Origin of the sequence: Streptomyces sp. NBC_00996 (assembly GCF_045162675.1) — a bacterium.
Classification (GTDB): domain Bacteria; phylum Actinomycetota; class Actinomycetes; order Streptomycetales; family Streptomycetaceae; genus Streptomyces.
Genome location: NZ_CP108723.1, coordinates 3,128,208 through 3,148,166, shown reverse-complemented (window position 1 = coordinate 3,148,166; position 19,959 = coordinate 3,128,208). Strand labels below are relative to the sequence as shown.

Here is a 19,959-nt window from a genome sequence, read left to right as displayed (position 1 = left end):
GGTCCACCCTTCGCACCGTGGAGCAACTCCGACATCTGCTCTACGGGGAGGGGCGGGGCGTCCGTCGCGAGGGACGCGGATTTTTTTCGAGGGTTCTGAGGGCTCTACGGCAGTGCCGTCGGGGTCGGTACCTCGACCGGAGCCTCCGGTGCTGCCGGAAGCGTCGTCGGGACCGCGGACGCGGCCGGCAGATCAGGGAGAGCGGGCACGCTCGGCAGGTCGGACACCCCCGGGACCTCGGGAACGGACGGCACCGGCGACAGCGAGGCGTCCGGCAGGGGCGGCACCGACAGCGGCAGCAGCGACCGGTCGTGGCCACCGGGCGGCGCTGTCGGCGTCGCTCCGTGAGAGGTGGATGCGGGCGACAGATCACGGGCGTTCGGGGTGGCTGCCCGGCCGGCGCCGTCGGGCCGGACGGTCTCCGTGGTCTTCTGGGCCATACGGGACACGGACGGACGCGGAGTCGTGCCCTGCCCGTCCCCGTCGTGGACGTACGGCAGCACGAATCCCGCCACCACCAGCGTCGCGGCGGTCGAGGTCACCGCCACGGCCTGCGCGTGTCCGCCCGCGCGCGGCTTGACGCGCCCCCACAGGAACACGGCGAGGCCCAGCGTTCCGGCCAGCGAATTGCGCAGCGTGCGCCGGGCCCGGGCGAGCAGCGACTCGACGGTCCGGTAGCTCAGCCCCATGCGCACGGCGACCTGGCCGACGTCGAGGTCCTCGGACTTCAGCCGGAGCGCCTCGGCCTGGCGCGCGGGCAGTTCCCCGCTGCGTACGGCCAGCCACTTGGCCTCGGCCCGGTCGCACACCGCCTCCTCGACGGGCACCGGCCCCGGCGCGGTGAGCGTGGGGCTGCGGTGCACCTCGGCCTCACGGTTGACCTGGCGGTACCGGTCGACGCACAGCCGCATGGTCACGGTCGTCAGCCAGGCGCCGAGGCGCTCGTCGTCCAGGTCGGGGCGTTCCGCGGCGCGCAGCATCGCCTCGTGCACCGCGTCCTCGGCGTCCTCCGGGCTCATCGACCTGCGCCGGGCCACCTTGAGCAGTTGCTCGCGGTGGCTCCACATGCGCTCCCAACGGTCGTGGGCCGCCTGAATCTCCGCAGGCATGTCCGGCATGTCTGTCGCCATGAGGGCCCCTTTGCGCTCACCCGCCGGTCCTGTGCCGTCCGGCGGGTGGCGACATTACCGCCCAGTATCCGGGGTTGTGGAGGGGGAGGAGGCCATCGAGTCCACACCGTTGCTGGTCAGCGGGCCGTCGCTGGGCAGCAGGTCGCCGCCGGGCAGTTCGATGTCCGGGCCGGGCGTGGGGAGTTGGGGCTGCGGCGTCTGTGTGGCCCCGCCCGCCGCACGGGACCTGGTGGGGGTCGGCGAGGCAGGTGCGGACGGTGCCGGGGAGGGCGTAGCGCTCGGACGGGTGGACGGTTTCGGTGTGGCCGGCGGCTGTGACGGCTTCGGGTGCGCGGAGGACTTCGCGCGGTCGTCCGGCACCACCCGGTGCCCTTCCAGGTAGTACGCGTACCAGGCCCTGACCGTGCGCAGATACGCCTCCGAGTGGTTGTAGCCGAGGACCGCCCGGTCCAGCTCGGCCGGGTCGGAGAGGTCCCTCCCCCACTCTCGGCTTCGCTCGAGCGGGCGGTACCCCCATCCCGCGCACAGGTAGCGCCCGGCGGCGAGCGCCGCGTCGAAGACGTTGTCCGGGTCGGCGCGGCCGTCGCCGTTGCCGTCCGCGCCCCAGCGGGCCCAGGTCGACGGGATGAACTGCATCGGTCCGACCGCCCGGTCGTAGGCCGGGTCCCCGTCGTAAGCGCCGCCGTCGGTGTCCCGCACGAGGGCGAAGGCGCCGCCGTCCAGCCGCGGCCCGAGGATCGGCGCCACGGTCGTACCGTCCGCCGTCACCCGACCGCCCCGCGCCTGCCCGGACTCCACCTGGCCGATCGCGGCCAGCAACTGCCACCGCAGCCGGCAGCCGGGCGCGGTGCGGGCGAGCTCCGCCTCGGCGTGCCGGTAGGCGGCGAACACGCTCGCCGGCAGCGCGGCGCCGGTCACCGATGCCCCGCGCTCGCGTTCCCGGGTCCGCAGTGGCGGGAGGCCGGTGCGGTACGGGGTGTCGCCCGACACGCTCGGCCCGTGCTCGGCGGGCGCCTCCCGCTGAGGCACGGAGGCCCGTGCCGGGACCGCCCCCGGCGCCTGTGACCCGGTCAGCGCGGCCATCGCCGCCGCCGCGATCGCCGCACCCCGGACGCCTCTGACGCTGTGCCCTGCTCGCCCTGCCACGTTGCGCTCCCCTCCCTGTGGGCCGATGTCGTCTGCTCTACGGGGCGGGGCGGGGGGTCCGTCGCTCGCGGCGCGGCTATTTCGGGAAGGGGAGCGCACGCGTGTCCGCAAGGGGGCGCACGCGGGTCCGCGGGGGAGTCGGCCTTGCAGCGGGAAACCGATCGGTTTACTCTCGCAGGAGTAGGTAAACCGATCGGTTTCCTCATTCGTCATTCCTCATTCCTCGTTCCCGGGAGTACCCATGACATCCATCGAAGGCTCGGTCGCACTGGTCACCGGCGGCAGCCGCGGTATCGGCCGGGCGCTGGTGCAGTCCCTGTACGAGCGGGGTGCGAAGAAGGTGTACGCGACCGCGCGCGACGCCCGGACGGTCAAGCACCCCGACGCGGTACCGCTTGCGCTGGAAGTGAGTGATCCCGCGTCCGTCGCCGCGGCCGCCGAGCAGGCGCAGGACGTCACCGTCCTGATCAACAACGCCGGCGCGTCCGTGAACGCGAACTTCCTGGATTCGCCCGTCGAGGACGTCCGCCGCGAGTTCGAGACGAACTTCTACGGCCCGCTCCTCGTCACGCGCGCCTTCGTGCCGATCATCGAGCGCAACGGCGGCGGTCACATCCTCAACGTCCACTCGGTGCTCTCGTGGGTCGGCCTCCTGAATTCCTACAGTGCGTCCAAGGCCGCCCTCTGGTCGCAGACCAACTCCCTGCGGCTCGACCTGAAGCCGCGCGGCATCGAGGTCACCGGACTCCACGTCGGTTACGTCGACACGGACCTGGCCGCCCATGTCGATGCGCCGAAGTCCACCCCCGAGAGCGTGGCGGCCCAGGCGCTCGACGGCATCGAGTCCGGTGCCTTCGAGGTGCTGGCCGACGACCTCACCCGGCAGGTCAAGGCCCAGCTGTCGCAGGACATCGGCGTGATGTATCCGCAGCTGGTGGCGTAATCGGGCCGTGGGCCGGCGGCAGTCTGGCGGCAGGCCTGCAATTGCAGAGGGCGGCGGGCCTGCGATCGCAGACGGCCGGCAGGGCGGGTGATCTCAGGTCGGCGGCGGGCGGGTGATCTCAGGTCGGCGGCAGGGCGGGTGATCTCAGGTCGGCGGCAGGCGGGCGATCGCAGCCCGGCGGCAGGCGGGTGATGTCAGACCGGCAGCAGGCGGGCGATCAGCTCGCTGAGCTGCCGGGCGTTGCGGCACTCGTGCATCTCGACGAGTTCGGCGTAGGCGGGGGCGGCGGAATCGCCCGTGCCCCACTGGGGCCGCTGCTCGGGGTTCAACCAGTAGACGCGGCGGGCCCGTTCGGAAACGTGCCGTACGGCCGGGAGATTCGGGTCGCTCATGTTCGTACGGGCGTCGCCGAGGACGAACACGGTCGTACGCGGCCCGACCGCGTCGGCGTACCGCTCGTCGAACTCGCCGAACGCGACACCGTAGTCGCTGCTGCCGTGCCAGCCCGTCAGCGTGGCCTCCGCCTGGATGCGGGCGCCCAGCCCCTCCGGGTCGGCCCTGCCGTGCACCAGAAGCCCGGTCACCTCGTCGATGCGGTTGACGAAGGCGAACACCCGCACCTTGCTGAACTGGTCGTGCAGCGCCTGTACCAGCAGCATGGTGAAGTCCGAGAATCCGGACACCGAGCCCGACACATCGCACAGCAGCACCAGTTCGGGCCGGACGGGGCGGCGCCTGCGCAGCACGGGGCGCATCGGCACCCCGCCCGTCGACAGCGACCCGCGCAGGGTCCGCCGTAGGTCGATGGTGCCCCGGGCGGCTCGACGGCGGCGTGCGGCGAGCCGGGTGGCCAGCTTGCGCGCGAGCGGCTGAACCACCCTGCGCAGCTCGGCGAGTTGGGTCCGCCCCGCGAACAGGAAGTCGACCCGGTCGGCGGTCGGGGCCACCGCCCGCCGTGCGATCTCGTCCCGGCCGCGCCGCTCGGCGACCCGCCGCCGCGCCTCTGTGGCGACCTGCGCGCGGAAGGCCTCGATGCGCCGCCGGATCTCGTCCTCCAGCAGCCGGTCGGTGAACCCCGCTCCGCCGCGCTGTGCCCGGACGCTGTCGCGCACCCGCGCCATCAGCGTCTGCGGCCGCAGCCGGTCGAGCGTCTGGTACGACGACCAGCCGTCCGACCCCGGCGAGGAACCGTAGCCGCCGAACCCGTCCACCGCCTCGACCGCCAACTGTGCGATCGCCGCTCGGTCGTCGGCCGCGAGCGCGGCCGCGAGCCGGCTCCGCAGGTCCCCCCGGTCGGCGGGTGCCTCGCTGTCCGGCGGCGCCCCGACGCGGCGCGGAAAGTACACGTCGAAGACCGGATCGAACACCCGCCGTTGCCCCGGGTTGTGGAGCAGCGTGGCGGCGAGGCCTTCGCGCAGCCGTTCCCGGTCCGCGAGGCCGAGCGCCTCCAACGCCTGTGCGGCGTCCAGGGTTTCCCCGGTACCGATCCGCACCCCGTGCGAGCGCAGCGTCCCGACGAGACCCGTCAGCCGCTCCGCCACATCGGCCGCCCGGTCGGCTGCGCCCGCCGGTCCGACGGGACCCGTCAGCCGGTCCGCCACATCGGCCGCAGGGTCGGCTGCGCGCGCCGGTCCGACGGGATCCGTCAGCCGGTCCGCCACATCGGCCGCAGGGTCGGCTGCGCCCGCCGGCTGATCCGCCGCACCGGCCGACGGCGCGGTCACACGGCGTCCAGGTCGAGCTTGGCGGTCGCCTTGAGAACGTCGTCCTGGTGCTTGAGGAGCACGCCGAGGCTGTCGTGCACGACGCTCTCGTCGAGGGTGTCCGCGCCGAGCGCGAGCAGCGTGCGAGCCCAGTCGATCGTCTCGGCGACCGAGGGGACCTTCCGCAGATCCATCTCGCGCAGCGCGCCGACCACCCGCACCACGGACTCCGCCAACGCCACGTCGAGGCCCGGCACCTTCAGCCGTACGATGCGCCGCTCCAACTCCTCGTCCGGGAAGCCGATGTGGAGGAAAAGGCAGCGGCGGCGCAGCGCCTCGGACAGCTCGCGGCTCGCGTTCGAGGTGAGGACCACGAAGGGGCGACTGGTCGCGGTGATCGTGCCCAACTCGGGGACGGTGACCTGGAAGTCGCTGAGGACTTCGAGCAGCAGGCCCTCCACCTCGACGTCGGCCTTGTCGGTCTCGTCGATCAGCAACACCTTGGGCTCGTCGCCGCGGATCGCCGTCAAAAGCGGGCGCGCCAGCAGGAATTCCTCGCTGAAGATGTCGGTGCGCGCCTCGTCCCACGTCTCGTCGCGGCCCGCGCTGATGCGTAGCAGCTGCTTGGCGTGGTTCCACTCGTACAGCGCCCGGGACTCGTCGACGCCTTCGTAGCACTGCAGCCGGACCAGCCGTGCTCCGGCGACCTGCGCGACGGCCTTGGCGAGTTCCGTCTTGCCGACCCCGGCGGGGCCCTCCACCAGGAGCGGCTTGCCGAGCCGGTCGGCCAGGAAGACCGTCGTGGCGACGGCGGGAGACGCCAGATAGCCGGTCTCGGCGAGGCGTGCGGAGACATCGTCGACGGATGTGAACAGCAACGGGGCCTCCAGCTCGGCACGGGCGAGGTCGGCTCACTATCTAAGCGCTTGTTCACCACCCTGTCACGTGTGAGCGTGCTCGCACGGCGTCACGCGTGTGCGCGCTCGCAGAGGGGTGCGCGCGAGGGTGCCGGCGGAGGGTCGGGTCACGCGTGTGGGTGCTCGCAGAGCGCCAGGCGTGAAGGTGCTCGCGCAGCCGTATACCGATCGGTTTCCTCGCTCCCTCTTGCGAGGTAACCTCGCCCTATGGCCACTACAGACAAGGCGTCCCCGAGGGACCGGCTGCTGGACGCGGCGGCCGAGCTCTCCTACCGCGACGGCGTCTCCATCGGCATCGAGGCACTGTGCCGGTCGGCCGGTGTCTCGAAGAGGTCGATGTACCAGCTTTTCGCCGGCAAGGACGACCTCCTCGCGGCGAGCCTGGAGCGGCGCATTCCGCGGTACGTGGAGGAGCTCACGCCCGTTCCGGGGGAGGCCGTCACGCCGCGCGAGCGCATCCTGGGCGTCTTCGAGCGGCTGGAGAAGACAGCGGCGCTGCCCGAGTTCCGCGGCTGCCCCTTCCTCGCCGTACTGGTCGAGCTGAAGGACCCCGAGCACCCGGCGAGCGCGGTCGCCGGCGGCGCCAAGCAGCGTCTCAAAGAGGTGTTCCGGGTCGAGGCCGAGCGCGGTGGCGCGCGCGACCCCGAACTCCTCGCCCGGCAGTTGATGCTGGTCTTCGACGGTGCGAGCGCCCGCGCGGGCGCCAGGATCGAGACCCTCGACGGGCTGGCCACGACGACCGCCACGGTGCTGCTGGACGCCGCGGGCGTCGCGTAGCACCACCGCTGCCGCAGCCGCTACCGCTGCCTCAGCCGGTGACCGTGAACCACGTGGTCCGGGACTTCTTCCACTCCGGGTGAGTGAGGTCCTTGGCCTCCGTGCCGTCGCCGTACAGGTCGGCGGAGCCGTCGTCGGTGATCAGCTGGGCGCGGGCGCCCGGGACCGTCAGGTCGGGGACGTCGACGACGGACTCCCAGCCGCCGGGGTCCGAGGTGGGGAGGTCGAGGCGCTTGACCGGGGCATGGGCCGGGTTGCCGTCCCAGGAGTACAGGGCGTACGGGTCGGTGTTGTCGTCGGCGGCCCAGGAGCCGGCGACGATCAGGTACTGGTTCGAGGCGTTCTTGCGGATGTCGCGGACCGAGAGGCCGCCGAGGTCGAGCTCGATCGGGGTGCCGAAGGTGGCCGACGCGCCGCTGCCGACCATCTTGTCGATGTTCGTGACGGGGACGAGGAGCGCCTTGCCGCCCGCCACCGCCGGGGCGAGGGGCGCGCGGAAGCCGATGTACGCCGTGGTCGTCGAACCCGGGGCGAACTCCAGGCCCTCCACGTTGAAGCCGTCGATCTGCTTGGGCACCTGACCGTCGGCGGTGCCCGCCGCGAAGCCGTAGCGGTCGCCGTTCGCCTCGTCCCAGGCGACGAGGCCGTCGCGCAGCTTCGCGTAAGAGCCGCCGTACGAGAGGGTCGTGGCCGCGCCCGAACCGGTGACCTTGGTCGTGAAGACCGTGTTGCGGGCCGACTTGTACTCGCCGTCCTTGTTGTTGCCCAGCGAGCCCGTCCAGTAGATGGTGTCGCCGACGCGGGCGGCGCCCTCGATGTCGATCTCCTTCGAGACACCGATCTTGGAGCTGAAGTCCCAGGTCCTGACGGGCGCGCCCGATGTCGAACGGTCGTACAGGCGCAGCACGTTGGACTCGTCGTCCGCGACGACCGCGTACCCGCCGCCCACGTCGACGGCGGCGGAGGCGTCGCTGGAACCGGTGAAGTACCTGCTGTCCGCGCTCTGCTGGACGGTGGCCGACGCGGCGTAGTGCAGCGTCTTCGTGGCCGTCTGGCCGTCGACCCCCGTCACCTTCACGGTGAGGTCGGTGTAGCCCCGGCCGCGCGCGGCGACGGCGACCTTACGGGTGGCGCCGGTTCCGGTGACGGTGACGTCGCCGGTGGTCGCCACGGAGGTCTTGCTGCTCTTGGTCACCGAGACGGCGAGCGCACCCGCGTCGGCACCGCTCTGGGCGACCGTCACCTGCACGACCGGATCACCGCTCGCACCCACCGCGCCGGACAGGTACGCCGCCGACAACGAAAGGCTCGGTGTGCCGTAACTCGCCGCCCGCGCCTGGCTTCCCATCCCCACGACGGCGAGCGTAAGCACCCCGCTCACCACGGCAATCGCCCTGCGACCTGAGGGAAAAACGTAGTCCTGCACTGGGACCCTTTCGTCGACGTGATGCCGACGAGAAGGCTCAGCCGCCTCCGCCAACTCCATGCGGCGCGCGTAGGTCCGCGGGGTGAATACCTTCGGACACCGGCAGGTCGCCGGGTCGCAAGTGTGCTCTATGCTCCGGGAGTTGGTCCCTCCTCGATGGGCCCGAGCGATCGCTCCGTGACGCCCGCCAAGTGGGCGGTGAAGACCTCGCGCGCGTCCGGCGCCAGCGTGCGCAAGGCCACCAGCGCCGTGATCACGACGTCGCAGAGCTCCGACTGGACGTCGTCCCAGGTGTGGCTCGTGCCCTTGCGCGGGTTCTGGCTCGTCGCGCCGATCACCGCCTGGGCGACCTCGCCGACCTCCTCCGACAGCTTCAGCACGCGCAGGAGCAGGCCCTCCCGGCCGCCGTGCGCCCGATGGGCGTCCAGCCAGGCGTGCAGGCGGTCGATCGAGTCCCAGACGTCTTCATCAGCCATGGGGCCAGTGTCCCGGGGTCGGCTATGGGGCCAGTGTCCCGGGGTCGGCTATGGGGTCAGTGTCCCGGGGTCGGCTATGGGGTCAGTGTCCCGGGGTCGGCCATGGGGTCAGTGTCCCGGGGTCGGCCATGGGGTCAGTGTCCCGGGGTCGGCTATGGGGTCAGTGTCCCGGGGTCGGCCATGGGGTCAGTGTCCCCGAGTCGGCCATGGGGCCAGTGTCCCCGGAGTCAGCCATGGAGCCGGCCTCCCCAGAGGCGGCTCGCCCGACGCCTCCTCGTAGACCCGACGTCTACTCGTCGACGAACGCCTGCTCGTCGAACAGCGCTTCCTGCTCCCCCTCCGCCGCCTTCCGCACCCTCTTGTGCCGCGCTCCCACGACCAGCGCCGTGACCGCCGCCGTCACGCCCAGTGCCGTCGGCACCATCCAGCCGCGGTTCACCGTGTGGCCCAGCAGATGGTCGAGGGACAGCCGGCCGGGCCCCGTCACCGCGAGGCCCGCCGCCGTCAGACCCAGCGACGCCGCGTACTCGTAGCCGCCTTCCATCGCGAAGAACCCGCTCGGTGCGTGCACCGCCGCCGCGCCCGCCATCGCGCCGGCCGCCGCCGCACCGGCCGCGGGCGTCGCCAGGCCCAGCGCCAGCAGCGTGCCGCCGCCGGCCTCCGCGAGACCGGCCGCCGTCGCGCTCGCCTTCCCGGGCGTGTAGCCCATGGCCTCCATGGCCGCCCCGGTCGCTTCGAGGCCGCCCCCGCCGAACCAGCCGAGCAGTTTCTGCGCCCCGTGCGCGGCCAGCACTCCGCCCGTGCCCAGACGGAGCAGCAGCAGTCCCAGATCGGTTCGGTCGAAACAGGTCACGGTGACTCCCAGAGCAGACAGCGGGCAACGGTTCCCTCCTCGGGGCTCCACCGTCGCACCGATCGGACGAGCCCGACGCTCCCGGGCAGCCGTTCGGGTGGCGGGCGCGGGGGACCGGTGTGAGTCTGGCTGACATGACGATTCAGGTAGCGAAACTCAGCGACCCGGCCGTCCGGGCCTTCGTCACCGCGGTGAACGCCCACGACCGGGACGCCTTCGAGGCCGTCCTCGCCCCGGGCGCGACCATGTCCGACGACGGCTCCGACCGGGACCTCGCCGACTGGACCGACCGGGAGATCTTCTCCTCCCACGGCCACATGGACGTCGACAACGAGTCCAACGGAGGCCGCTCCCTCATCGCCCGCTACAACAACGACACCTGGGGCGAGATGAAGACGAGGTGGAGCTTCACCGTCGACGACGGCGGCAGGATCACCCGCTTCGAGACCGGCCAGGCCTGAGGACTTCGAGACCGGCCGGGCCTGAGGACTTCGAGACCGGCCGGGCCTGAGGACTTCGAGACCGGCCGGGCTTGACGGCTTTGAGACCGGCCGGGTTTGACGGCGTCGAGCGCGGCCGGGCTTGAGGAACCCTCCATCGCAAGGGGCTTGCCTTCGTGTGCGCTCCAACTCCTAGCGTCCAGTGGCATGGAGACCACTGAGCACGGGACGACTGAGCACGGGAGCAGTGAGCACACGACTGAGCACAGGACACTGGGACGCAGCGGTATCGAGGTGAGCCCTCTCGGCTTCGGCTGCTGGGCCATCGGCGGTGAGTGGTCGACGCCCGACGGGCAGCCGCTCGGCTGGGGCAAGGTCGACGACGAGGAGTCCGTACGGGCCCTTCGGCGCGCCCTCGACCTCGGTGTGACCTTCTTCGACACGGCGGACGCGTACGGCGCCGGGCACAGCGAGCGCGTTCTCGCGCGGGCGCTGGGCAAGCGGCGCTCCGACGTGGTCGTGGCCACCAAGTGGGGCAACGTGATCGACGAGGAGCGTCGGCTGCTCACCGGCAGCGACGACTCCCCGGCGTACGCCCGCCGTGCGCTGACCGCCTCACTGCGGCGCCTTGACACCGACCACGTCGACCTCTACCAGTTGCACCTGTCCGACGCGGACCCGGAGCGGGCCGCGCAACTCCGCGAGGCCTGCGAGGAGTTCGTACGGGAAGGGCTGATCCGCGCCTACGCGTGGAGCACCGACGACCCCGAGCGCGCGGCCGTCTTCGCGCGGGGCGCGCACTGTGCGGCCGTACAGCATCGGCTCAATGTGCTGCAGGACGCGCCCGAACTCCTCGCGCTCTGCGCCGAGTCGGACCTCGCGAGCGTCAACCGCAGTCCGCTGGCGATGGGGTTGCTGACCGGGAAGCACACCGCGGGGCAGGCCCTCGAAGCGGGGGACATCCGCAACACGCCGCCCGCCTGGCTGCCGGGCTTCACCGAGCAGGGCGGCGCCGACCCGCAGTGGCTCGCCCGGGTCGACGCCCTCAAGGAGATCCTCACCAGCGGCGGCCGTACCCTCGCGCAGGGCGCCCTCGCCTGGCTGTGGGCGCGCAGCCCGCACACCGTTCCCATCCCGGGGTTCCGCTCGGTCGCCCAGGCCGAGGAGAACGCGGGCGCGATCGCCAAGGGGCCGCTCACCGCCGGGCAGCTGGCCGAGGTCGACCGCGTACTCGGACGGTGAGCGGCGCCGCCCTGGAGGACGTCGTCCTCCAGGGCGTCCGCATCCCCCAGGACCGCGCACAGGCAGCCGTAGGACCACCGAACGGTCAGTAGCCCTGACCGCCGTAGGTCTGCTGCTGGGCGTACTCCTGCTGGGCCGGCTGCTGGACAATCGGCTGGGCCGCGGCGGCACGGCGCGCGCCGCCCTGTTCGGTCAGCGTGATCTGTCCCGCCTTGATGGTCGCCAGGCGCGGTGCGCGGCGGGCGATGGACGAGTCGTGGGTGACCATGATGAAGGTCAGCCCGTACTCGTGCCACAGGCCTTCGAGCAGCCCCATGATGTCGTCGCGGGTGCCCTCGTCGAGGTTGCCGGTCGGCTCGTCGGCGAGCAGTACCTTCGGCTTCTTGACCAGCGCGCGGGCGATGGCGACGCGCTGCTGCTGGCCGCCGGACAGCTCGCTGGGCGCGTGGCCCAGGCGGTCGCCGAGACCGACCGAAGTCAGCGCCTCGGCGGCCCGCTCGCGCCGCTCCTTGGGCTTCACGCCGAGCGGTACGAGGGCGGTCTCGACGTTCTCCTGCGCGGTCAGCGTCGGGATGAGGTTGAAGGCCTGGAAGATGATGCCGATCTTCTCGGCGCGCAGCCGGGTCAGCTTGGCCTCGCTGATGGAGGCGAGGTCCACGCCGTCCAGTTCGACGCTGCCGGAGGACGGGCGGTCGAGGCCGCCGATCATCTGGAGCAGGGTCGACTTGCCGCCGCCGGTGGGGCCCTGGATGACGAGCTGGTCGCCGTCCTCGATGGCGAGGTCGACGCCGCGCAGCGCCTCCACCGTCTCCTTGCCCCGTGTGTAGCGCTTGGTGACGCCGGTGAGCTTGTACATGAAGGTCTCCGAAGATGAAGGGGGCGGGGCGCCGCGGCCCGGGGGGGAACGGACGCGGCGCCCCGGCTCAGGGGGTATGGCCCGAGGGCGAGTTACGAGACGCTGCGCAGCGCGTCCGCCGGGCGCATCCGGGAGGCGCGCCAGCCGCCCATCGCACCGGCGATCAGGCCGCCCGCGATGGCCAGGCCCGCCGCGAGCGCGATGGTGGTCGGCGAGACCGGCGCGGACAGCGCGATCTCCATGGTGTTCTTGGCCGCCGAGGCCGCCTGGCCGGGGCCGCCGCCACCGGGGCCGCCGCCCATGCCGCCACCGCCGCCCATGCCCCCGGTGGAGCCGAGCTCCGCCGTCAGCTTCGGGCTGATCGCCGTGACCGCGTACGCCGCGCCGAGGCCCAGGGCGATGCCGAGCGCGCCGCCGAGCAGACCGTTCACGATGGACTCGCCGACGACCTGGCGGGTCACCTTGCGGGACGGCCAGCCGAGCGCCTTCAGGGTGCCGAACTCACGGACGCGACGGGAGACGGCGGATGAGGTGAGGAGCGCCGCCACCAGGAACGCGGCGACGAGGACCGCGATGGACAGCCACTTGCCGACGCTGGTGGCGAGGTTGGAGGCGGTGGACAGCGAGCCGGAGACGGTGTCCGCGAGATCGGCGGACGTGGTGACCGTGGTACCCGAGATGTTCTTCTGGATCGTCTTCTTGACGGTGTCGATCTGCTTCGAGTCGGTCGCCTTGACGTAGATCGTGGTGACCTTGTTCTTCGAGTCGCCGAGCGTCTGCGCCTGCTTCAGCGGCAGGTAGACGTCGGTGGTCGACTCGCTGCTGTCCGGCGTCGCGATACCGATGATCGTGTACTTGGTGCCGGAGATCTTGAAGGTCTTGCCGACCTTGTACTTGTTCTCCTTGGCGTACGACTTGCTGACCACCGCGACCTTCGCGTTGGTCTGCGCGGTCGTGAAGGTCTTGCCCGAGGTGATCTTCGAGGTGGCCAGCGGGCCGAGGTCCTGGTCGCTGACATCGACGCCCGCGACGGAGTACGAGTTCACGTCGAAGGAGGCGCCGCCGCCCTGCACCTGGGGCTGGCCCGTGCTGGTGCCGCCGCCGGGACCGCTCTGGCCGCCGCTCTGCTGCTGGGTGGAGGACTGCGCCTTGCCCTGCGTGAAGGAGCCGTTGACCTTGGTGACGTTCAGGCTCAGCGCGCCCACCGCGCTCGCCACGCCCTTCTGCGCGGCGACCTCGGTGACGAGCGAGGACTTCAGGGACTGACCACCCTGCGTCATCACGCGGTCGGAGCTCTGGGTCGTCTTGCTGTCGTTGGACTTGGCGTCGAAGTCGAACTTCGGTCTGCCCGAGGCGTTGCTCGAAGGCGCCGTCTGGGCCTTGGTGACCGTCATGTCGGTGCCGAGCCCGTACAGCGACTTCAGGACCTTGTCCTGTGCCTGCTGCATGCCGGCCGACACCGAGTTGACGGTGATGACCAGCGCGATACCGAGCGCCAGACCCATGGCGATCACCAGCGCCGCCTTCTTGCGCCGGCTCAGCTCACGCTTGAGATAGATGCCAAACATCCCGTTCCTCAAAGGTTCTTGGCGCCCGCTGTGGGCGCGGCCACAAGCTATGGAGGAACCTTTGAGCCGGGCTGAGCAAGAGATGTGTGAGGGCTGAGAAAGTAGCGCCCGGAATCAATATTCCGTAAGACAGCCGATTCCTAGGCTCTCTAGGGCGTACTGCCAGGAAACGCCTGTTGAGTGGCCCTTGGTGAAGACAGCGGGCTCGCCCGGTGCGCATCTCCCGGTGGGACGGTGGACGGTCGTACGGGGCGGGCCCGCGCCGTTTTGCCGCGCCTTTGTGAGTCCTTTATCACCCCGCTGTGCCACGCCGCGGAAGCACTTTGTACGGTCCCGGGATGCGTGTTTCTTCTCGGGTTTCCCGTCGTGCCGCTCTCGGCCTCGCCGCAGCCGTCCCGCTGGCCGCGGCCACTTCCACGGCCGCCCCATCCGCGTACGCCGCCACGACGATCGGCGGTGAACGGCTCGGACGCACCGGTATTCAGGTGCGTGGCGTCTCGGGGCTGCCCAAGAGGCTCACCGCCCGCGCCTGGGTCGTCGCGGACCACGACAGCGGCCAGGTGCTCGCCGCGTTCAACGCGCACCGGCGGCTGGCACCCGCGTCCACCCTGAAGATGCTGTTCGCGGACACCGTGCTGAAGAAGTTCGAGCGGACCGAGAAGCACAGGGTGACCGACGCCGACCTCGCGGGGATACCGGCGGGCTCCAGTCTTGTCGGCGTCAAGCCCGGCATCACGTACACCGTCGAGCAGTTGTGGCAGGGCGTCTTCCTGCGCTCGGGCAACGACGCGGTGCACGTGCTCAGCCACATGAACGGCGGCGTCGCCGTGACCGTCGCCGAGATGCAGGCCAAGGCCGCGGACCTGCAGGCCCTGGACACGCACGTGATCAGCCCCGACGGCTTCGACCACAAGGGGCAGCTGTCGTCCGCGTACGACCTGACGCTCTTCGCCCGTCACGGCCTCGGCGACGCCGACTTCCGCGCCTACTGCGCGACGAAGACCGCCGATTTCCCGGCCGGCGGCAAGAAGACCTTCCAGATCCAGAACACCGACCGCCTGCTCACGGGCGCGTGGGGCGTGGAGACGTACGACGGCCTGATCGGTGTGAAGAACGGCTACACCAGCAACGCCGGCAACACCTTCACCGGCGCGGCGACCCGCGACGGGCGGACCCTCCTCGTCACCGTGATGCACCCGAAGAGCGGCGGCAGCGGCGTCTACGAGGAGACGGCGCAGCTGCTCGACTGGGGTTTCAAGAACGCGGCGAACGCCGTGCCGGTCGGCACGCTGGTCGATCCGCTCAGCGAGGGCGGTGCGAGCGCGACGCCCACACAGAAGGCGGCGAAGGCGGCCGCGGGCGCACAGTCCGGGGCGTCGGGGGACGGCTCGTCGTGGGGGCCGCTCGGCGGGGCCGGGGGAGCCGTCGCGCTGCTCGCGGGCGGGGCCTTCGTGCTGCGCAACCGCCGACGCAAGGCGGCCGACGACGCCGCGGACGGCCGTCACCGGCGCTGAACCTCGCGGCGCCGCACATGTATGGGGGCAGCCGTTTCGCGGTCCGGTGCATACCTCGCGGTCCCGCGCGAGGTCCGCCCCCAACCGGTCCGCGGAACGGCTGCCACCTCCCCCCTCGGAGTGGGCCGATGGCCCTACCGAAGTCTTGTGCTCCAAGTGTGAAGCTCTGGTGGAGGAGATGTTGAGCATAAGCCCACTACCGGCCCATATGCTCCGGAGGTTCAGCTTCCGTTTGTGCAGGTTGAGTCGTTGACCAGTCGTTGACGAACCATTGAGGAGTGGTTGATCGGCTGTTCACGGCGCGGGCGCGATCGGTTCAGCCGCGCCCCACGTACGGCATCGTCGTCGCCAGCACCGTCGCGAACTGCACATTCGCCTCCAGGGGCAGCTCCGCCATGTGCCGGACCGTGCGCGCCACATGGGCCACATCCATCACCGGCTCGATCGCCAGTTCGCCGTTCGCCTGGAGCGTTCCGGTCCGCATCCGCTCGGTCATGTCGGAGGCCGCGTTGCCGATGTCGATCTGGCCGCAGGCGATCCGGTACGGGCGCCCGTCCAGGGACAGTGACTTGGTCAGACCCGTCAGCGCGTGCTTGGTCGCCGTGTACGCGATCGACTGCGGGCGGGGCGTGTGCGCCGAGATGGAACCGTTGTTGATGATCCGGCCGCCCTGCGGGTCCTGCTCCTTCATCTGCCGGTACGCCGCCTGCGCGCACAGGAACGCGCCGTTGAGGTTGGTGTCCACCACGTGCCGCCAGGCGTCGTACGGCAGCTCTTCGAGCGGGACCCCGCCCGGGCCGAACGTGCCGGCGTTGTTGAAGAGCAGGTCGAGCCGCCCGAAGCGGTCGCGCACGGCGCCGAAGAGGGCGGCCACGTCGTCGGGCCGCGAGACGTCGGTGCGTACGGCCACCGAGGGTCCCTCGGGGACAAGGGCCGCGGTCTCCTCCAGGGGCTCGGTCCGGCGTCCGGCCAGCGCCACCGACCAGCCGGTGCGCAGCAGTTCCATGGCTACCGCACGGCCGATGCCGGAGCCCGCTCCCGTCACCACCGCGATCTTCGTCTGCGGGGCGTTCATGGCATGCGTGGCATTCATGGGGCCGCAGCGTACGGGAGTGTCCGTGGTGCGGAAGGGAGGGTCCGCAGTGCGGAACTCAGGCCGTGTCGGCCTCGCCCGGACAGCCGACCTCGCCCGGATAACGGACGCCGATGCGGTCCCGTATCGCGTCGAGCGTCCGCATCACGGCGAGGCTGCCGTCGAGGGGGACGAGCGGGGACTCGGTCTCGCCGGCGCGCAGGGCGCGCATCGCCTCGGCGGCCTCGTGTCTGAGGCTGGTGCGCGGGCCGTCCGCCGGGTCGGCCGTGAACTTCTCCGGGGCGCGGCCGTCGCGGTGCAGCACGAGGCGGTCCGGGAAGAAGAAGCCCTCCGGGATGTCGATGCGGCCCTGGGAGCCGGTGACGGAGGCGGAGACAGCGGTGCCGCCGTTGATGGAGCAGTGTACCGAAGCGAGAGCGCCGCTCTCCCAGGAGAGCAGTGCTCCCGTCTGGAGATCAACGCCCTCGTCGGAGAGCACTGCTCTCGCGGTGATGTCCGAGGGCTCCCCGAGCAGCAGTTGCGCGAACGACACCGGGTAGACGCCCAGGTCGAGGAGCGCGCCGCCGCCCTGCGCGGGGTCGCGCAGCCGGTGCGACGGCGGGAACGGGCCGTTGATTCCGAAGTCGGCCTGCACGGTGCGGACTTCGCCGATCGCACCGTCGTCGACGAGCGTCTTGAGCCGCCGGACCAGTGGATTGCAGTACATCCACATGGCCTCCATCAGGAAGCGATCGTGCTCCTTCGCCAGGGCGACCAGTTCCTCGGCCTCGCGCGTGTTCAGCGTGAAGGCCTTCTCGCACAGCACATGGCGCCCGGCCTCCAGGCACATCCCGGCGGCGGCCCGGTGCGCCGCGTGCGGAGTGGCGACGTACACGATGTCGACGTCCGGGTCCTCGGCGAGCGACGCCCAGTCCCCGTACGCCTTCGGTATCCCGAACCGCTCCGCGAAGGCCTTGGCCGACGCGTCCGTCCGCGAGGCCACCGCCACGACCTCGGCGTCCGGCATGTCCACCAGATCCGCCGTGAACGCCGCGGCGATCCCCCCGGTCGCCAGAATCCCCCACCGCACGCGCTCGCCCGTCATCCCCGCCCCTTCGCCCTGTGATGCCGTGTGATGCCGTAGTGCCATGACCCCGAACACTGTGTTCGAACTGAGAGCATAGGTGGCGGATTACTCGGAGAGGGAGGGGCACATGCCCGAGCGTGGCCGCACCACGCGGGGAGAGCGGTTCGAGCGGGAGGAAGCCGGCCCGGAGGGGCACATAGCGAACACCGCGCTCGCCGGCGTATCGGAAGCGGCGCCCAAAGCGTCGGACACCGGCGCCCTCCGCCGCACCGGACTCCTCGTCACCCTGATCCTCGGCGGCCTCACCGCCACGCCCCCGCTGGCGATGGACATGTACCTCCCGTCGCTTCCGGAGGTCACCCGGTCGCTGCACGCCCCGGCCGCGACCGTGCAGCTCACGCTCACCGCCTGCCTCGCGGGCATGGCGCTCGGACAGCTCGTCGTCGGCCCGATGAGCGACAGATGGGGCCGCAAGCGCCCCCTCCTCGCCGGTCTCGTCGTCTACATCGTGGCCACCGCACTGTGCGCCCTCGCGCCGAACGTCGAACTCCTCGTCGCCTTCCGGCTCGCGCAGGGCCTTGCGGGCGCGGCCGGGATCGTGATCGCCCGGGCCGTCGTCCGCGATCTGTACGACGGTGTGGCGATGGCCCGGTTCTTCTCCACCCTCATGCTGATCTCCGGCGTCGCCCCGATCGTCGCGCCGCTCATCGGCGGCCAGATCCTGCGCTTCACCGACTGGCGGGGCGTGTTCGTGGTGCTCACGGCGGTCGGCATCGCGCTGACCGCCCTCGTCCGGTTCCGGCTCCCCGAGACTCTCGCACCGGCCGAACGGCACAGCGGTGGCGTCGGTGAGGCGCTGCGCGCCATGCGCGGACTGCTGGCCGACCGGATCTTCGCCGGATACATGCTCGCGGGCGGTTTCGCCTTCGCCGCACTGTTCGCGTACATCTCGGCGTCGCCGTTCGTCGTGCAGGAGATCTACGGCGCCTCCCCGCAGACGTTCAGCCTGCTCTTCGGCCTCAACTCCGTCGGTCTGGTGATCGTCGGCCAGATCAACGGCAAGGTCCTGGTCGGCCGGGTCAGCCTCGACAAGGCGCTCGCCGTCGGCCTCTCGCTCATCGCCCTCGCGGCGACCGCGCTGCTGCTGATGTCCACGGGCGCCTTCGGCGAGGTGGGGCTGGCTCCAGTGGCCGCCGCCCTGTTCGTGCTGATGTCCGCGATGGGCCTGGCCATGCCCAACACGCAGGCCCTCGCCCTCATGCGCGTCCGGCACGCCGCCGGCTCCGCGTCCGCCCTCCTCGGCACCTCCTCCTTCCTCATCGGCGCGATCGCCTCGCCCCTCGTCGGCATCTCCGGGGAGCACACCGCTGTCCCGATGACCGTCGTCCAACTGGCCGCAGTACTGGTGGCCATCGCCTGCTTCGTGGGACTCTGCCGCCCCTGGCAGACGGGACGTACATCGGACGGAAAGGCGGCGGGCAGCTGAGCGCACCGAGACTGCGCACCGACACACCCGAACGGGCCGGGCTCGACCCCGAAGAGCTGCGTCACCTCGTACGGGAGGTCCGCTCCCTGACGCGCGGACCGGACCCCTGGGCGGCCGGCGTGGTGGTGATCGCGGGGCGTGGACCGGTCGTCGCCGTCGAGCAGGCGGCGGGGTGGGCGGTGCGCTACGCGGCCTACGACGAGGCGACGGACACGGGGGTCGAGCTGCCGCCCGCGGCGCGGGTGCCCATGACCGTCCACACACCCTGCGACCTGGCCTCCCTCACCAAGCTGTTCACCGCGGTCGCCGCGGTGCAGCAGCTGGAGCGCGGCACGCTCGGCATCGATGCGCGGGTGGGCGCGTACCTCCCGGAGTTCCGCGCGGCTGCCGCCTACGACATCACCGTACGGCAGCTGCTCACCCACACCTCCGGGCTGCGCCCCGAACTCCCGCTGTACGACTGCCCGGACGACGCCGCACGCCTGGCACTGCTCCGCGCGGAGGCCCCCTCGTCCGAACCGGGCGAGTACCTGTACTCGGACGTGAACCTGCTCCTCCTCCAGCACGTCCTGGAGCGCATCACCGGGCGCACGCTCGACGTCATCGTCCGGGACTGCATCACCCGGCCGCTCGGCATGACGGCCACCGGCTTCGGACCGTGCCCGGGCGCGGCGGCCACGGAGGACCAGCGGCGGCCGTGGGCCAAGGCCGACCGGGGGATGCTGCGGGGTGTGGTGCACGACGAGAACGCGTGGGCGCTCGGTGGGGTGGCGGGCCATGCGGGCCTCTTCTCCACGGCCCACGACCTGGCGATCTTCTGCCGCACCCTGCTGGCCGGCGGCTCCTACGGCCCCGCCCGCATCCTCGGCCCCGACTTCGTCGAGCTGATGCTGACCCCGCCCGGCCTCGGCTTCGCCATCGACCAGCCCTGGTTCATGGGCGCCCTGGCGGGGCGCGGCGCGGCGGGGCACACGGGCTTCACGGGGACATCGCTGGTGCTCGACCCGGCGACGGACACCTTCCTGGTGCTGTTGGCCAACACGGTGCATCCGCGGCGCCGCCCGGCGGACAACGCGCCGCGCGCGGCGGCGGGGACGCGCCTGCGGCGGGCGGTACGGGGGGCTTGAGGGGTGGGTGTTTCGCCCCCTTTGCCCCTACCCGTCCCGTACCAGCCTTTCGGCTGCGGGTGGGTGGGGGCTGGTCGCGCAGTTCCCCGCGCTCCTAAATCCCGACCGGCCTTTCGGGTGCGGGTGGGTGGGGGTTGTTCGCGCAGTTCCCCGCGCTCCTAAAAGGGGCGCAGCCCCCAGGTACGGGACGGGCAGG

General features: G+C 71.6%; 18 protein-coding genes. 7 read left to right on the top strand and 11 right to left on the bottom strand.

Annotation, left to right across the window (positions count from 1 at the left end):
* Positions 1-104 precede the first annotated feature (104 nt).
* Both OG390_RS14820 and OG390_RS14815 read right to left on the bottom strand, forming a co-directional pair.
* Positions 105-1,130: a sigma-70 family RNA polymerase sigma factor gene (locus OG390_RS14820; RefSeq protein WP_406168153.1), complete on the bottom strand. Its 1,026-nt coding sequence runs from the start codon at positions 1,128-1,130 to the stop codon at positions 105-107.
* Positions 1,131-1,184: 54 nt separating this feature from the next.
* Positions 1,185-2,213 (bottom strand): lytic transglycosylase domain-containing protein, encoded by a 1,029-nt coding sequence (locus OG390_RS14815; RefSeq protein WP_406177669.1) that lies wholly within the window; start codon positions 2,211-2,213, stop codon positions 1,185-1,187.
* Between the two features lie 304 nt (positions 2,214-2,517).
* On the opposite strand from OG390_RS14815, the gene OG390_RS14810 reads away from it, so the two are divergent.
* The gene (locus OG390_RS14810; protein WP_406168151.1) at positions 2,518-3,219 is read left to right on the top strand and encodes an SDR family oxidoreductase; all 702 of its coding nucleotides are present in this window, start codon (positions 2,518-2,520) and stop codon (positions 3,217-3,219) included.
* Positions 3,220-3,413: 194 nt separating this feature from the next.
* Here the strand turns inward: OG390_RS14810 and OG390_RS14805 are convergent, their stop codons facing one another.
* Together OG390_RS14805 and OG390_RS14800 are read right to left on the bottom strand one after the other, a co-directional pair.
* Positions 3,414-4,808 (bottom strand): vWA domain-containing protein, encoded by a 1,395-nt coding sequence (locus tag OG390_RS14805; RefSeq protein WP_406177668.1) that lies wholly within the window; start codon positions 4,806-4,808, stop codon positions 3,414-3,416.
* Between the two features lie 131 nt (positions 4,809-4,939).
* Entirely contained in the window at positions 4,940-5,797 is an 858-nt protein-coding gene (locus OG390_RS14800; protein WP_399078703.1) for an AAA family ATPase, read from the bottom strand.
* A gap of 249 nt (positions 5,798-6,046) precedes the next feature.
* Here OG390_RS14800 and OG390_RS14795 point away from each other — a divergent pair, with 249 nt between their 5' ends.
* Positions 6,047-6,616 carry a TetR/AcrR family transcriptional regulator gene (locus tag OG390_RS14795; protein WP_406168150.1) on the top strand — a complete coding sequence of 190 codons (570 nt, stop codon included), beginning with the start codon at positions 6,047-6,049 and terminating at the stop codon, positions 6,614-6,616.
* Positions 6,617-6,647: 31 nt separating this feature from the next.
* Here the strand turns inward: OG390_RS14795 and OG390_RS14790 are convergent, their stop codons facing one another.
* The 3 genes from OG390_RS14790 to OG390_RS14780 form a co-directional block, all read right to left on the bottom strand.
* A complete protein-coding gene (locus tag OG390_RS14790; RefSeq protein ID WP_406177666.1) occupies positions 6,648-7,964 on the bottom strand; it encodes a hypothetical protein in 1,317 nt (438 codons plus the stop codon).
* Positions 7,965-8,170: 206 nt separating this feature from the next.
* Entirely contained in the window at positions 8,171-8,518 is a 348-nt protein-coding gene (locus OG390_RS14785; protein WP_406168148.1) for a MazG-like family protein, read from the bottom strand.
* A gap of 289 nt (positions 8,519-8,807) precedes the next feature.
* Positions 8,808-9,371 carry a DoxX family protein gene (locus OG390_RS14780; protein WP_406168146.1) on the bottom strand — a complete coding sequence of 188 codons (564 nt, stop codon included), beginning with the start codon at positions 9,369-9,371 and terminating at the stop codon, positions 8,808-8,810.
* A gap of 134 nt (positions 9,372-9,505) precedes the next feature.
* Here OG390_RS14780 and OG390_RS14775 point away from each other — a divergent pair, with 134 nt between their 5' ends.
* Both OG390_RS14775 and OG390_RS14770 read left to right on the top strand, forming a co-directional pair.
* Complete coding sequence (locus tag OG390_RS14775) at positions 9,506-9,832, top strand: nuclear transport factor 2 family protein (RefSeq protein WP_406168144.1); 327 nt, start codon at positions 9,506-9,508, stop codon at positions 9,830-9,832.
* Positions 9,833-10,018: 186 nt separating this feature from the next.
* Positions 10,019-11,053: an aldo/keto reductase gene (locus tag OG390_RS14770; protein WP_406168143.1), complete on the top strand. Its 1,035-nt coding sequence runs from the start codon at positions 10,019-10,021 to the stop codon at positions 11,051-11,053.
* Positions 11,054-11,138: 85 nt separating this feature from the next.
* Here the strand turns inward: OG390_RS14770 and OG390_RS14765 are convergent, their stop codons facing one another.
* Positions 11,139-11,909 carry an ABC transporter ATP-binding protein gene (locus OG390_RS14765; protein ID WP_406168141.1) on the bottom strand — a complete coding sequence of 257 codons (771 nt, stop codon included), beginning with the start codon at positions 11,907-11,909 and terminating at the stop codon, positions 11,139-11,141.
* Positions 11,910-12,001: 92 nt separating this feature from the next.
* A complete protein-coding gene (locus OG390_RS14760) occupies positions 12,002-13,477 on the bottom strand; it encodes an ABC transporter permease (RefSeq protein WP_406168139.1) in 1,476 nt (491 codons plus the stop codon).
* A 338-nt stretch (positions 13,478-13,815) separates the two neighbouring features.
* Between OG390_RS14760 and OG390_RS14755 the strand changes: the two genes are divergently transcribed.
* A complete protein-coding gene (locus OG390_RS14755; RefSeq protein ID WP_406168137.1) occupies positions 13,816-14,991 on the top strand; it encodes a D-alanyl-D-alanine carboxypeptidase family protein in 1,176 nt (391 codons plus the stop codon).
* A gap of 316 nt (positions 14,992-15,307) precedes the next feature.
* Here OG390_RS14755 and OG390_RS14750 read toward each other — a convergent pair whose 3' ends face one another.
* Together OG390_RS14750 and OG390_RS14745 are read right to left on the bottom strand one after the other, a co-directional pair.
* Positions 15,308-16,084 (bottom strand): SDR family oxidoreductase, encoded by a 777-nt coding sequence (locus tag OG390_RS14750; RefSeq protein WP_406168135.1) that lies wholly within the window; start codon positions 16,082-16,084, stop codon positions 15,308-15,310.
* A 58-nt stretch (positions 16,085-16,142) separates the two neighbouring features.
* Positions 16,143-17,168, bottom strand: a complete 1,026-nt coding sequence (locus OG390_RS14745) for a Gfo/Idh/MocA family protein (protein WP_406168134.1) — start codon at positions 17,166-17,168, stop codon at positions 16,143-16,145.
* Positions 17,169-17,277: 109 nt separating this feature from the next.
* On the opposite strand from OG390_RS14745, the gene OG390_RS14740 reads away from it, so the two are divergent.
* Positions 17,278-18,636: a multidrug effflux MFS transporter gene (locus OG390_RS14740; RefSeq protein WP_406168132.1), complete on the top strand. Its 1,359-nt coding sequence runs from the start codon at positions 17,278-17,280 to the stop codon at positions 18,634-18,636.
* Entirely contained in the window at positions 18,591-19,763 is a 1,173-nt protein-coding gene (locus OG390_RS14735) for a serine hydrolase domain-containing protein (RefSeq protein WP_406177664.1), read from the top strand. The genes OG390_RS14740 and OG390_RS14735 overlap by 46 nt, the downstream gene beginning before the upstream one ends.
* Positions 19,764-19,959 lie beyond the last annotated feature (196 nt).

What these genes read in the sequence shown, in the direction of transcription:
- OG390_RS14775 (WP_406168144.1), top strand. Translation starts at nt 9,506, where the DNA reads ATGACGATTCAGGTAGCGAAACTCAGCGACCCGGCCGTCCGGGCCTTC.
- OG390_RS14740 (WP_406168132.1), top strand. Translation starts at nt 17,278, where the DNA reads ATGCCCGAGCGTGGCCGCACCACGCGGGGAGAGCGGTTCGAGCGGGAG.
- OG390_RS14790 (WP_406177666.1), bottom strand. Translation starts at nt 7,964, where the DNA reads ATGGGAAGCCAGGCGCGGGCGGCGAGTTACGGCACACCGAGCCTTTCG.
- OG390_RS14760 (WP_406168139.1), bottom strand. Translation starts at nt 13,477, where the DNA reads ATGTTTGGCATCTATCTCAAGCGTGAGCTGAGCCGGCGCAAGAAGGCG.
- OG390_RS14795 (WP_406168150.1), top strand. Translation starts at nt 6,047, where the DNA reads ATGGCCACTACAGACAAGGCGTCCCCGAGGGACCGGCTGCTGGACGCG.
- OG390_RS14755 (WP_406168137.1), top strand. Translation starts at nt 13,816, where the DNA reads ATGCGTGTTTCTTCTCGGGTTTCCCGTCGTGCCGCTCTCGGCCTCGCC.
- OG390_RS14750 (WP_406168135.1), bottom strand. Translation starts at nt 16,084, where the DNA reads ATGAATGCCACGCATGCCATGAACGCCCCGCAGACGAAGATCGCGGTG.
- OG390_RS14810 (WP_406168151.1), top strand. Translation starts at nt 2,518, where the DNA reads ATGACATCCATCGAAGGCTCGGTCGCACTGGTCACCGGCGGCAGCCGC.
- OG390_RS14785 (WP_406168148.1), bottom strand. Translation starts at nt 8,518, where the DNA reads ATGGCTGATGAAGACGTCTGGGACTCGATCGACCGCCTGCACGCCTGG.
- OG390_RS14820 (WP_406168153.1), bottom strand. Translation starts at nt 1,130, where the DNA reads ATGGCGACAGACATGCCGGACATGCCTGCGGAGATTCAGGCGGCCCAC.
- OG390_RS14765 (WP_406168141.1), bottom strand. Translation starts at nt 11,909, where the DNA reads ATGTACAAGCTCACCGGCGTCACCAAGCGCTACACACGGGGCAAGGAG.
- OG390_RS14815 (WP_406177669.1), bottom strand. Translation starts at nt 2,213, where the DNA reads ATGGCCGCGCTGACCGGGTCACAGGCGCCGGGGGCGGTCCCGGCACGG.
- OG390_RS14745 (WP_406168134.1), bottom strand. Translation starts at nt 17,168, where the DNA reads ATGACGGGCGAGCGCGTGCGGTGGGGGATTCTGGCGACCGGGGGGATC.
- OG390_RS14770 (WP_406168143.1), top strand. Translation starts at nt 10,019, where the DNA reads ATGGAGACCACTGAGCACGGGACGACTGAGCACGGGAGCAGTGAGCAC.